This window comes from Maritimimonas sp. 2210JD6-3 (assembly GCF_056591795.1).
The window spans coordinates 25834-39188 of record NZ_JBWQOJ010000030.1 but is presented as its reverse complement, the minus strand read 5'-3'; the positions used below and the strand labels follow the sequence as shown (position 1 = coordinate 39188).

Below are 13355 nucleotides of genomic sequence, written 5' to 3'. Positions count from 1 at the left end.
CTGTATGGAAGTTGGCAGGGAGTACCTTTTTAGGTTTTGTTAAATGCGCATTGCACCTAACTATAATATAAGTATATTACACTTATATCCCTTATGTGCAATATACTAATTTTTATAAAAATGAAATTGGGCTAGGCGTTTCATTTATATGTACGTTAGAAACATGCGTGTATATTTCGGTGGTTTTACTACTATTATGACCTAACAGTACTTGAATGCTTCGTAAACTTACACCATGTTCATATAAATGGGTTGCATAACTATGCCTAAGTGTATGCGGAGTAACATTCTTTAGTATTTTACTTTTAGAAACGGCTTTTTTTAAAATAGCTCGTATGCTAGAAGCAGTATAGGGTACAGATATATTCTTATTATATTTAGATGCCCTACCTTCGAATAAAAATTCTTTCGGAAGATATATTTTATAATAAGTGCGTAAAAGAACCAATAACTCATCAGGTAATGGAACGAGCCGATCTTTTTTTCCTTTCGCACATCTAATTGTAATACAATTTCTACAACTATCGATATCTTTTAAAGTTAAATTAAGTACTTCACTTATACGAAGACCACATGCATACAATGTTGAAAGAATACTCTTGTGTTTTAAATTCTTAGTAGTATCTAATATAGCTTTAACTTCTTTAAGCGAAAGTACCGTTGGTAAATATTTTGGTTTAAAAGGTCTATCTATTTCAATATATTTTCTGTCATTTCCTAATATATGTTCTAAGTAAAATTTTACGGCATTAATGGCCTGATTTTGTGTGCTTATAGCATAATTATTTTGAATTAGATCCATCAGATATTGAGAGGTGTCTTCTTCAATATTTAATGCATGCTTTGCACAAAAATTGAGGTAATCGTTAATAAAGTGCAAATAGGTTTGTTGGGTGCTTTTAGCATAATTTTTTTGCTTGAGTTTTAATGCAGTTTTTTCTAATTGAAACATGTCTAAAATTAACAATTTACTATTCAGAAAGTGATGTTATTTTTAGATTAATTATATTTAACCGTTAAAAACGAATATATGTAATATATTGTAAAACAGAATATATAAGTGAAAAAATGTAAAATATGTAACAAAAAAAATGTAGGAAGAAGCGATAAGTTATTCTGCTCTATAAAGTGCAAAAATTACTACCATACCAACTTGCGAAGAGTAACAGATGTAGCTACTTTCAAAATAGATAGAATTCTGCATAGAAATAGAGCCATTCTATTAGAATTAGTAGGTAAAAATTTAAATCAGAAGAAAATAAATAGGTTAAAGCTCGAACAAAAGAATTTTCATTTTAACTACTTGACACATTTTCATACCAATAAAGAAGGCAAAATGTACCATTGGATATATGATTTTGCTTGGATGTCTTTTTCTGATGATACGGTGCTAATCATTAGAAAACGCAAATAGTTTAATGTGCCTCTAACCAATTCTCACCTAAACCAATTTCTACATCTAGAGGAACAGCTAACTTATAAGCATTTTCCATTTCAGATTTTATAATAGGCTTGATGATTTCTAATTCATCTTTATGAGCATCAAACACCAATTCATCATGTACCTGAAGCAGCATTTTAGATGTAAACTTTTCTTTTTGAAAACGTTTATGAATAGTAATCATTGCTAATTTTATAATGTCTGCCGCACTACCTTGAATAGGGGCATTTACCGCATTACGCTCAGCAGCTCCTCGTACTACTGCATTTCGAGAATTGATGTCTTTTAAATAGCGACGACGACCTAAAACGGTCTCTACGTACCCATGCTCTCTGGCAAAATCTACCCGCTCAGAAATAAAATTACGTAGTTTCGGATAGGTTGCATAATATGTATCGATCAGTTCTTTGGCCTCGCTTCTACTTAAGGATGTTTGATTACTTAATCCAAACGCTGAAACGCCATAAATAATCCCGAAGTTTACCGTTTTTGCATTGCTTCTTTGTTCGCGTGTAACATCTTCTATGGCAACGTTAAATACTTTGGCAGCAGTAGATGCGTGAATATCTTGACCGTTTTGAAAGGCTCTAATCATGGTTTCTTCTTTACTCAGCGCAGCAATAATTCGCAATTCTATTTGAGAATAATCAGCTGCCAATAGTACATGATTTTCATCTCGCGGAATAAAGGCTTTACGTACTTCACGACCGCGTTCGGTTCGAATAGGAATGTTTTGTAAGTTTGGATTGTTAGAACTTAAACGTCCTGTTGCAGCAACGGCTTGCGCATAGACAGTATGTACACGCCCAGTTTTCGGATTAACCTCGTTTGGTAAAGCATTTACATACGTACTTTGTAACTTTTTATATTGACGCCATTCTAAGATATCACGAATAATCTGATGATCTTTCGCTAAATAGCTTAATACATCTTCAGCAGTTGAATATTGACCTGTTTTCGTTTTTTTAGGCTTGTCAACCAGTTTTAACTTATCAAATAATATAGGGCCCAATTGTTTAGGTGAGGCTAGGTTAAAAGTTTCACCAGCTTGCTCGTAAATACCATTTTCTAAACGGTCTATATCTTTAGTCAATACTTTAGAAAATTCTTTTAGAAAATCAATATCAAGGTTAATCCCTTCAATTTCCATTGCGGTTAACACCGAAACTAACGGAATTTCTACCTCACTAAATAATGTATTGGCATTACCGCTTTTCAACTCCTTTTCAAAATGCTCTTTGAGTTGTAACGTAATATCAGAATCTTCAACAGCGTATTCGGTTTGTTTTGGCAACTCCACAACACGCATAGAAAGCTGATTTTTCCCCTTTTTACCAATCAATTCAGTTATAGAAACAGGTTGGTAATTCAAATAAGTTTCTGCAAGCACATCCATATTATGGCGCATATCGGGATTGATCAAATAATGCGCAATCATGGTATCAAATAACTTTCCTTTTACAGGAAGATGATAATTAGACAATACCTTAATATCGTACTTTAGATTATGGCCTATTTTTTCAATGGATTCATCCTCAAAAAATGGACGAAATTCTTCTAATATAGTTTGCGTTTCTTCTTGATTTTCTGGAAATGATACATAATACCCTTTGCCTATTTCCCAAGAAAAAGCAATACCTATCAATTCAACTTCTAAAGCTTTTAAACCTGTTGTCTCAGTATCAAAACAAACCGATTTTTGCAATAGTAATTTTTCTAGTAAAAGTTTCCGCGAAAGCGAAGTATTTACATGTTGATAGAAATGTGAAGTATTTTCAATGGTTTTAAAACCATTTGTAATAGTATCTTCATTAGAAACAGTACCAGTGCCAGGTGCTGTAAATAGATCAAACTGACCATTGTTACTCGCGGGTTTCTTTTTTTGCGGGTCTTTAGTTGGTGACTCAGAGGTTGTGTTTTGTGTATTTTCTTTTGCGAAAGTTTTAATAAAATTGTCTGTTAAACGACGAAATTCTAACTCACTAAAAACTTCTTTAACAGCATCAATGTTAGGTTCTGAAAGTTCAAAGTCTTTTTCATCAAATTCTACGGGGACGTCTAGTAAAATACGTGCTAATTTTTTTGAAAGTAATCCTAGTTCGGCATTCGCCTCTACTTTTTCCTTCATTTTTCCTTTCAGTTCATGGGTATTCGCTAATAAACCTTCCATACTACCATAGGCGGCAATAAATTTTTTAGCGGTCTTTTCACCTACACCAGGCAAACCAGGAATATTATCGATAGAATCTCCCATCATACCTAAAAAATCGATTACCTGTTCTGGTCGTTCTACTTCAAATTTTTCCTGAACTTCTTTAATTCCCCAAGTTTCATAACCACCACCAAAAGATCTTGGGCGATACATAAAAATATTTTCAGAAACTAGTTGAGCAAAATCTTTATCTGGAGTAACCATAAAGGTTTGATACCCTTGTTTTTCGGCTTTTTTTGCGAGTGTTCCTATCACATCATCGGCTTCATAGCCTTCTTTTACGATAATAGGAATATGCATTGCTCTTAAAATCTGTTCTATATAAGGCACAGCAACTTTTATTGCTTCTGGTGTTTCGTCTCTATTTGCTTTATAAGCATCAAACATTTCTGTTCTATCAACGCTACCTCCTTTATCAAAACACACAGCTAAATGGTCGGGTCGTTCACGTTTTATAACATCTAACAAAGAATTGGTAAAACCCATTATTGCAGAGGTGTCAATACCTTTAGAATTGATTCTGGGATTTTTAATGAACGCATAATACCCACGAAATATTAAGGCATAAGCATCGACTAAAAAAAGGCGTTTTTGTTCAGGCATTTGTATATTTTTGTTGAAGACTATAAAACTACAAAACTTATTTCTCGATAAGAAATTAATTAATTTTAAGTTTTAATATGAATAGATATGCTATTGCAATTCATGGAGGAGCCGGAACGCTAGTAAAAGGCATGATGACTCCAGAATTAGAATCACAATATAAAGCGGCTTTAAAAAAGGCCTTAGACAAAGGGTACGAAGTTCTAGAAAAGGGCGGTACGGCTATTGATGCGGTAGAAAAAGCGGTTTGCTTATTAGAAGATTCACACCTTTTTAATGCAGGGAAAGGGAGCGTTTTTACAGCCGATGAAACACATGAAATGGATGCATCTATTATGGATGGAAAAACTTTAAATGCAGGGGCAGTTTCATTAATATCTGGAATCAAAAATCCGATTTCTTTAGCCAGAGATGTCATGGAGAAAAGCGAACATGTTTTTTTAGCAGGTGAAGGCGCCATGCAGTTCGCTAAATTGCAAAATTATAAAATCGAAAATGCTAATTATTTTTATGATGAGTTTCGTCACAAACAATGGTTGGAAATAAAAGATACCGATAATTTTCAATTAGATCACTCAGTAAAAAAAGATTCAAAATTCGGAACTGTAGGTGCCGTAGCATGTGACCAAAAAGGTAATATAGCCGCAGCAACTTCTACTGGAGGAATGACTAATAAACGTTTTGGAAGAGTTGGTGATAGCCCAATGATTGGTGCTGGTAACTATGCAAATAATAAAACATGCGCTATAAGTTGTACGGGTAGTGGAGAGTTTTTTATTCGGGGAGTTGTAGCCTATGACGTGGCCTGTTTAATAGAGCACAAAGAAATGTCTTTGGTCGAAGCTTCTGAAGAAGTAATTCATAAAAGAATACTTGAGATTAATGGCGATGGTGGTTTAATTGCTGTTGATGCTCGAGGTAATATTGCCATGCCTTTTAATACAGAAGGAATGTATCGGGCTTCAAAATCTTCAGTTGGGAAAGAAGAGGTTTCAATTTATAAAGAGATTAAAAAACCATGAAAATGTTTGATTTTAATAATAAAAAATTCTCTTTAATCACGAATTCCGAAAACGGAGAAGTAAACGAGACCACAATTTTTGAATACAAACAAAAAGGGGATTTAGTTACTGCAAATTATTATGGAGGAACCATTAAATATGGAAAAATTATCGCCGTTCTTAAAGATGATACATTAGACATGTTATATCAATGTTTAACTACAGATAATGAGTTAAAAGCTGGTAAAGCAATTGCAGATATAACGATTACTTCAGAAAATAAAATAAAGCTTACGCTTCATTGGCATTGGTTAGATGCTAAAAATCAAAGTGGCGTCTCAGAGTATCTAGAAAGTTAAATAAAAGGCGCTTCTATTGGTAATACACTTACTTTCTTGTTTGCAATATCATACTTATCACCATTAGAAAGTACATGTACTTTTAAGTTTGCCATGGTCATGGGGGTACCTTCTTTTAAGACCTTCTCATTATTATGAGTGAGGTTACTACCATCAAAAATAATGACCATCCCAGAACCGATAATAGTACAATCATTTCCATTCTTTATAATAATACCCGTATCTTCTGCTAAGCCTAATCCGAGAAGGTTTGGATGTTTTGCCACAGCTTCACTCACACGGCCAAAACGACCGCGCTTAATAAAATGGGTGTCTATAATTAATTGAGGTATAAAACGAAGCCCCTTATACATGGTAACAGCACCTTTAACAAAAGCTTCTGAGGCACTACCACCTGCAATCATTTCATCAGTCATAACCATAGCACCTGCACTAGTGCCTGCAATCACAAATTTTTCTTCATTTTTATAGCGGTCAGCTAAAATTTTGTGAATGGTAGTTTCTCCAATTTTATCAGTGATTTTAGACTGATTACCTCCAGAAAACATGACACAATCAGCATTTTTTATAAGTTCTATAGCGGCTTTTTCTTCAGAATCTTCTCTGCTACGAATGTCAAGAACCGTAACGTTTTTGCATCCTAAAGTAGTAAATGCAGCGATGTAATTTTTGCCTACTTCTTCAGGAATGCTTGATGCTGTAGGAATAATGACAATTGTAGCGTCAATACCACCAGACTCTCTTACAACATGATATAAAATCCCTTCATCTATAAATTCAAGAGAGTACATCTCGTTTTCTTCAATCCCTTTATCTTCATTTCCTCCTATCGGGATTAAAGTACCTTTTACCTGCGACATCTTACTATTACTGTTTAAAATATGCGGCAAAAATAAAGTAAAATTTCTAAGAAAATTACCTATATTTATAATCTTTCACTCTTTATAAAACTGACTGAATTATGGAAATAAGAAGTATTAATGCAATGCGAGGACCCAACTATTGGTCTATTAGACGTCATAAATTGATTGTTATGGTGTTAGATCTTCAAGAAATGGAAGAATTTCCTTCAAATAAAATAGATGGTTTTAAAGAACGATTGGAGAAAATGTTTCCTACTATGTATGAACATCGATGCTCAGTCGGTACAGCTGGTGGTTTTTTTCAGCGTGTAGAAGAAGGTACTTGGATGGGGCATATTATAGAACATATTGCTTTAGAAATTCAGACACTAGCGGGTATGGATGTTGGTTTTGGGCGCACACGTGGGTATGGTGAAGAAGGTGTTTATAATGTGGTGTTTGCGTATATGGAGGAGTCTGTTGGGCGCTATGCGGCAAAAGCATCGGTAAGAATATGCGAAGCATTGATTAAAGGAGAAGATTATGATATGACCGAAGACATCCAAGAAATGAGAGAACTACGAGAAGCCGATCGTTTGGGACCCAGTACTGGTTCTATCATTGCGGAGGCTGAAGCTAGAGGTATTCCTTGGATTCGTCTTAACAAATACTCTTTATGTCAATTAGGATATGGGGCAAATCAGAAAAGAATACAAGCTACAGTAACGAGCGAAACAAGTAGTATTGGTGTTGAATTGGCATGTGATAAAGAAGATACCAAGTATTTATTAGAGCAGGCGGAAGTCGAAGTACCGCGCGGTGATATTATTCGTCGTGAGCGTAGTTTAGAAGAAGCGTGTCGTTATGTGGGGTATCCCTTAGTAATTAAACCTATCGATGGGAATCACGGTAGAGGCATTACCGTTGATATTCAAAATTATGAAGACGCACTTATAGCATTTCGTCATGCGAAAGAAAGTTCACGCAGTGGCGCCATAATCGTAGAGAAATTTATCAAAGGAGAAGATTATAGATTATTAGTTATTAATAATGTATTAGTAGCTGCAGCTAAACGTACACCTGCCCATGTTATGGGTGATGGTAAATCTACTATAAAAGAATTGGTAGCTATAGTTAATGAAGACCCAAGACGTGGTTATGGGCATGAAAAAGTGTTAACCCAGATAACCATAAATGATCTTACACAAAAAATGATAGCTGACGCTGGTTATACAGAAGATTCTGTGTTGAAAGATGGTGAAATATTAATATTAAAAGATACTGCCAATTTAAGTACAGGAGGTACTGCAGAAGATGTTACTGATATTGTACATCCTGCTAATGTAAGTATGGCTGAACGAATTTCTAAGATCATTGATCTTGATATTTGTGGAATTGATGTAATGACTACAGACATTTCAAAACCTTTATCTGAAACTAGAGGTGCTGTACTTGAAGTAAATGCTGGGCCAGGATTTAGAATGCATTTAGCACCAACCACTGGTTTACCTAGAAATGTTGCTGCTCCTGTTATTGATAAACTATTTCCCAAAAAGGGAGATACAGGACGTATCCCTATCATAGCTACTTCTGGAACCAATGGAAAAACCACAACAACAAGACTGATTGCACATATAGCGAAAATGAACGGTTATCGAGTTGGCTATACCACAAGTGATGGTGTTTATATCCAAAACCGATTATTGATGACGGGTGATTGTACGGGACCTGCCAGTACTGAATTTGTTCTTAAAGATCCTACCGTGAATTTTGCTGTATTAGAATGTGCAAGGGGCGGATTATTAAGAGCGGGTCTTGGGTTTAAAAAATGTGATGTAGCGGTTGTAACGAACGTAGCTGCAGATCATTTAGGATTAAAAGGAATTCATACCATAGAGCAGTTAGCTAAGGTAAAAGCTGTTGTGCCAGAAACGGTACTACCTGATGGCTATGCAATTTTAAATGCCGATGATGATTTGGTATATGAAATGCGTAGAAATGTTGAATGTAATGTTGTATTATTCTCTATGGATGAAAATAATCCTCGTGTGCAGGCGCTACAACGTAAAGGAGGCATTACGGCTGTTTATGAAAGTGGATATGTTACCATATGTCGAGGTGAATGGAAAATGCGCTTGATGAAAGCTGAAAATATTCCACTGACCTATGGCGGTAAGGCAAAGTTTATGATTCAAAATGTTCTTGCTGCTGTTTTAGCTGCGCATGTACAAGGCATTAGTAATGAAGATATAAAGGCAGGATTAGAAACCTTTATCCCTTCAGCTTCACAAACACCAGGTCGTTTAAACTTATTTAAGTTTAATGATTTTTCAATTTTGTTAGATTATGCACACAACCCAGCAGGAATGCGGGCACTTCAAAAGTTTACTGATGAATTAGATGCCACAGTTAAAGTAGGTATTATCGCAGGTATAGGCGATAGACGCGTAGAAGATAATAATGAAATGGGTAGTATTGCTGCAGAAATGTTTGATGAAATAATTATCCGTCAAGATAAACGCTTGCGCGGAAAAACTGAAGAAGAGCTTATAAAAATGCTCAACGATGGTATAAAAATGAAAGACCCTAATAAGAAAACTACTATTATACCGTCGGAGAAGGAAGCAATAAAACATGCGGTGAAAAATGCCGAAAAAGGGTCACTCATAATTTTATGCAGTGATGTAATACCAGATGCTTTAGATTTAGTCAAGGAGTTTAAAGAAAAAGAATCGAAAGGCGAATTAAATTATGCTGATTAGTAAAAAAGCGAAGTAAAAGCTTCAGTTTTTTATTCTAGGATTTTATAAAATATTCAGATTGTATATTTTTATTTTGACCATTGTAATATTTGGTCATACTAAAATCTTTATGAATAGCATAAGATCCGGTTTCTCCGTTTTTGTTTACAGCGATATAGCCTACTTGAAAGTTTTTATAATCACTATTAGGTTTCGAAACAATTCTTCTAATAGCTCCTTCGCAAGCCTCTTGAGGTGATTTTCCCTGACGCATGAGCTCTACTACTAAAAAACTACCAACTGTTTTCACTACTTCTTCCCCAAGACCCGTAGCAACACAACCACCAATCTCATTATCTACGAACAAACCTGAACCAATGATAGGTGAGTCACCGACACGCCCGTTCATTTTATACGCTAAACCACTAGTGGTACAAGCTCCAGAAATATTGCCATTTTTATCGATAGCTAACATGCCTATTGTATCGTGATTTTCGATATTTATTATCGGCTTATACTCAGATGTTGTCTTCCAGTCTTCCCATGCTTTTTTAGACGATGCTGTCAATAAATCTTCTGGTGTAAAGCCTTGAGCAATGGCAAATTGTTGTGCTCCTCTACCTGCGAGCATAACATGTGGTGTGTCTTCCATAACTTTTCTGGCAACAGCAACAGCATGCGTTATATTTTTAAGATAAACTACAGAACCACAATTGCCAGAACTGTCCATAATGCAGGCATCGAGCGTAACATTTCCATCACGATCAGGCAAACCACCTTTGCCAACCGAAGAATTTTTAACATCTGCTTCTTCAATCATACAACCTTGTTCTACCGCATCCAAAGAATTCCCATTATTTTGTAAAATTTCCCAAGCTTTTTTAGTAGCATTGGGTACATTCCATGTAGCAACTACTAGTGGTAATGCCTTTTTTAGACTGGTAGGTATTACTTTTTCGTTTTCAGTATTTTTACAAGATGTTATTATTGAGCCTATTGCTAAACTAACTCCGGTTAAGGATGTGCTTTTTATAAAATTACGACGCTTCATTTTTGTATGATTTTTACTTACATTAGCAAGATAGCAAAAAGCTTAGAATGCTATTAGAAGTTTGTACAAATTCATACCAATCAGCATTACATGCTCAGATTGCTGGTGCAAAGCGTATTGAATTATGTGAACACTTGGGAGTGGGTGGTATTACGCCAAATGAGCAATTACTCATAAAGGTTTTGCAAGATACTACAATTCCTGTTTTTGTGTTAATACGACCTAGAGAAGGTAATTTTGCATATTCTGAAGCTGAATTCCATCAAATGAAACAACATATTTTGTTGTATAAAGATTTAGGATGCCATGGAATTGTTTCTGGAGTACTGAATGATAATAAAACTATTGATCTTGAACGAACTAAAGAACTTGTTGAATTATCGAAACCACTTCCTTTTACTTTTCATAGGGCATTTGATACGATTCTTGATCCGATAAAAGGACTTCATCAACTTATCGATTTGGGCGTGAAAAGAATATTAACTTCGGGACAAGAGCCTACAGCATTTAAAGGATTGAGCTTGCTGAAAAGCTTAAAAAATGAAGCAAAAGATGCCATCATTATTCTTCCAGGAGGAGGAATACATCCTCAAAATGCAAAATCATTCAAAGAAAATAAGTTTGTAGAATTACATAGTTCTGCTAGATCAAAAAGTGGTGAACTCGTGAATGATAGTGAACACTCCAATCAAGAAATAATAAAAGAACTGATTCAAATCATTTCTTGACGGGTATATCTTTAACAATTTGATAAGGATATTGAAAAATTGAATTGGTATTTTTGTTAAAATTATGATACAGAACATTATGTTACGTTGGATACTCTTTATTGCTTTTTATCTACTTGTTGATTTTTATGCTTTTCAAGCCTTTAAAACTACTTTTAGGAGTAAGGGATTATATATAGTTTATTGGTTACTCACAATTTTAATCATTGCTAATTTTGTATATCAACTAGCAACTTTTAATAGAAGTATTGGTCTCACAACTACCGTAAATAATGCGATTGGTTTTTTCTTAGTGCTCTTCGTTCCTAAGTTGTTAATAGTGCTTTTTATGTTTGGTGAAGACATTATACGTGTGCCGCAAGGTATGTATCGTTGGGCAACAGAAGGAAAAGTTGCTGATGGTTATTTACCATCACGACGAAAGTTTGTAAGCCAGATAGCTCTAGGACTCGCAGCGATACCCTTTGCATCGTTACTTTATGGGATGTATCGCGGAAAATATAATTATAAAGTCTTAAAATATGCGTTGGAATTTGAAGACCTTCCTGAGGCTTTTGATGGATTTCAAATTACACAAATATCAGATATTCATAGTGGTAGTTTTGACAATAAAAAGAAGATAGCGTATGGTATAGACTTGATAAATCAACAAGATTCAGATATCATATTGTTTACTGGAGATCTGGTAAATAATAGAGCAGATGAAATGGAGCCTTGGCTAGATTCTTTTAAAAAGTTGCATGCCAAAAAAGGAATGTTTTCTGTGTTAGGAAATCATGACTATGGTGATTACATTGAATGGGAAAGTGCAGCGGCTAAAATCGAAAATATGGACAAGCTCAAAGCTATTCATAAAGAAATAGGTTTTGACTTATTATTAAATGAACATCGTTTTTTAGAAAAAGATGGCGAAAAGATTTCATTGGTAGGAGTTGAAAATTGGGGTGTGGGTGGTTTTAAAAAAGCAGGCGATTTAAAGCAGGCTTCACAAGGGGTTGCTAAAAAAGATTTTAAAATTTTACTAAGTCATGACCCGAGCCATTGGGAAGAAGAAGTAAAGAAAGATGACAAGCATTTTCATTTAACATTAAGTGGTCATACGCATGGTATGCAATTTGGTATTGAGATTCCAGGGTGGATAAAATGGAGTCCTGTAAAATGGCGTTATAAGCATTGGGCAGGTATTTATGAGGAAGCCGGTAGATTTATTAATGTAAATCGAGGTTTTGGCTTTTTAGCCTATCCAGGCAGAGTAGGTATTTGGCCAGAGATTTCTGTCATTACCCTTAAGAAAAAACGTGTTACGACAATCTAATTAACAACTTATTAAAAGAGGTTGTAGTAAACTGTTGAAAAAGAGGCTAAAAAGCGCTTATTTTTTGAAAAAGTATATTATATTTGTATAACAACGCATAGCGAACCTGAGTTCGTTCTTATAAAAAATGATATATGGCTAAGTTTGGAGAGATCATAAATTCAAACAAACCTACACTTATAGATTTTTATGCAGATTGGAATGAAAATAACGTAAATCTGCATGCTGTTCTTAGAGACGTTGCTGCTACTTTGGGAGATAAAGCTAAGGTAATAAAGATAGATATCGATAAGAATGAAATTCTAGCAAATGCCTTGCGTATAAAAGGGAACCCTACGTTTATTATTTATAAGAACGGCGAGATGAAATGGCGGCAATCTGGTGAGCAAGATGCGAATACCCTTATTAGTTTAGTTCAGCAGTATATCTAACGATTCAAAGCGGAAACCTTTTTTAGAGAAATATGCTAATGTTTTAGGTAAAGCGTATAACATATTTTTTGAAGCTTTTAGGCTGTCGTGAAAAACGATAATACTTCCTGCTGAGGCATTTTTAAGAACATTTTTTGCTACTTTTTCCTTTATGATTTTTTGATCCCAATCATACGAAAGTACATCCCACATAATAATGTGATATCCTTGTTTTCTAAGTTGTTTCGATTGAGTAGGTTTTATACGTCCATACGGAGGTCTAAAGAGCTTTACATTTTGAAAAGCAACACCTTCAATAATATCTTGCGCTATTTTTATATTTTGTAAATAGCTTTGGGTGTTTGTTTCCCAACCCTTTAAATGATCGTTGGTGTGATTACCTACAGAGTGTCCTTCTTTAAAAACACGTTGAAAAATTTCAGAGTTTTGCTCAATGTTTTTTCCAATACAGAAAAATGTTGCTTTTGCGTTGTATTCGTCAAGAATATCTAAGACTTTTTCTGTTACACCTTGGGTTGGGCCATCATCAAACGTAAGGTATAGAATTTTTTTATTTGTATTAACTTTCCAGACGTGGTTTGGAAACGCTTTTTGAAAAAATACTGGTGTTTTTAAAACTTTGTACAAAATA

The 13355-nt window shown here is 34.7% G+C and carries 12 protein-coding genes; 7 read left to right on the top strand and 5 right to left on the bottom strand.

The window, feature by feature from the left end; translation table 11 throughout:
• Window positions 1-112 precede the first annotated feature (112 nt).
• Window positions 113-952 carry a tyrosine-type recombinase/integrase gene (locus AC1EUY_RS12210; RefSeq protein WP_480195823.1) on the bottom strand — a complete coding sequence of 280 codons (840 nt, stop codon included), beginning with the start codon at window positions 950-952 and terminating at the stop codon, window positions 113-115.
• 201 nt (window positions 953-1153) lie between these two features.
• Between AC1EUY_RS12210 and AC1EUY_RS12205 the strand changes: the two genes are divergently transcribed.
• Window positions 1154-1414, top strand: a complete 261-nt coding sequence (locus AC1EUY_RS12205; protein ID WP_480195822.1) for a hypothetical protein — start codon at window positions 1154-1156, stop codon at window positions 1412-1414.
• A gap of 1 nt (window position 1415) precedes the next feature.
• On the opposite strand, the gene polA is transcribed toward AC1EUY_RS12205, so the two are convergent.
• Window positions 1416-4256: a DNA polymerase I gene (polA, locus tag AC1EUY_RS12200; RefSeq protein ID WP_480195821.1), complete on the bottom strand. Its 2841-nt coding sequence runs from the start codon at window positions 4254-4256 to the stop codon at window positions 1416-1418.
• A gap of 77 nt (window positions 4257-4333) precedes the next feature.
• Here polA and AC1EUY_RS12195 point away from each other — a divergent pair, with 77 nt between their 5' ends.
• Together AC1EUY_RS12195 and AC1EUY_RS12190 are read left to right on the top strand one after the other, a co-directional pair.
• Complete coding sequence (locus AC1EUY_RS12195; protein WP_480195820.1) at window positions 4334-5278, top strand: isoaspartyl peptidase/L-asparaginase family protein; 945 nt, start codon at window positions 4334-4336, stop codon at window positions 5276-5278.
• A 2-nt stretch (window positions 5279-5280) separates the two neighbouring features.
• Complete coding sequence (locus tag AC1EUY_RS12190) at window positions 5281-5616, top strand: avidin-fold protein (RefSeq protein WP_480195819.1); 336 nt, start codon at window positions 5281-5283, stop codon at window positions 5614-5616.
• Here the strand turns inward: AC1EUY_RS12190 and AC1EUY_RS12185 are convergent.
• A complete protein-coding gene (locus AC1EUY_RS12185; RefSeq protein WP_480195818.1) occupies window positions 5613-6476 on the bottom strand; it encodes a cyanophycinase in 864 nt (287 codons plus the stop codon). The two genes, AC1EUY_RS12190 and AC1EUY_RS12185, sit on opposite strands and share 4 nt — an antisense overlap.
• Window positions 6477-6577: 101 nt before the next feature.
• On the opposite strand from AC1EUY_RS12185, the gene cphA reads away from it, so the two are divergent.
• Window positions 6578-9220 carry a cyanophycin synthetase gene (gene cphA, locus AC1EUY_RS12180; protein WP_480195817.1) on the top strand — a complete coding sequence of 881 codons (2643 nt, stop codon included), beginning with the start codon at window positions 6578-6580 and terminating at the stop codon, window positions 9218-9220.
• Window positions 9221-9254: 34 nt separating this feature from the next.
• Here the strand turns inward: cphA and AC1EUY_RS12175 are convergent, their stop codons facing one another.
• Entirely contained in the window at window positions 9255-10250 is a 996-nt protein-coding gene (locus AC1EUY_RS12175; protein ID WP_480195816.1) for an isoaspartyl peptidase/L-asparaginase family protein, read from the bottom strand.
• A gap of 47 nt (window positions 10251-10297) precedes the next feature.
• Here AC1EUY_RS12175 and AC1EUY_RS12170 point away from each other — a divergent pair, with 47 nt between their 5' ends.
• The 3 genes from AC1EUY_RS12170 to AC1EUY_RS12160 all read left to right on the top strand — a co-directional run bounded on the left by AC1EUY_RS12170 (window position 10298) and on the right by AC1EUY_RS12160 (window position 12724).
• Window positions 10298-10978, top strand: a complete 681-nt coding sequence (locus AC1EUY_RS12170; RefSeq protein WP_480195815.1) for a copper homeostasis protein CutC — start codon at window positions 10298-10300, stop codon at window positions 10976-10978.
• A 79-nt stretch (window positions 10979-11057) separates the two neighbouring features.
• Window positions 11058-12293 carry a metallophosphoesterase gene (locus AC1EUY_RS12165; RefSeq protein ID WP_480195824.1) on the top strand — a complete coding sequence of 412 codons (1236 nt, stop codon included), beginning with the start codon at window positions 11058-11060 and terminating at the stop codon, window positions 12291-12293.
• 134 nt (window positions 12294-12427) lie between these two features.
• Complete coding sequence (locus AC1EUY_RS12160) at window positions 12428-12724, top strand: thioredoxin family protein (protein WP_480195814.1); 297 nt, start codon at window positions 12428-12430, stop codon at window positions 12722-12724.
• Here AC1EUY_RS12160 and AC1EUY_RS12155 read toward each other — a convergent pair.
• Window positions 12704-13351 carry a polysaccharide deacetylase family protein gene (locus AC1EUY_RS12155; protein WP_480195813.1) on the bottom strand — a complete coding sequence of 216 codons (648 nt, stop codon included), beginning with the start codon at window positions 13349-13351 and terminating at the stop codon, window positions 12704-12706. The genes AC1EUY_RS12160 and AC1EUY_RS12155 overlap by 21 nt on opposite strands.
• Between the last annotated feature and the right edge of the window lie 4 nt (window positions 13352-13355).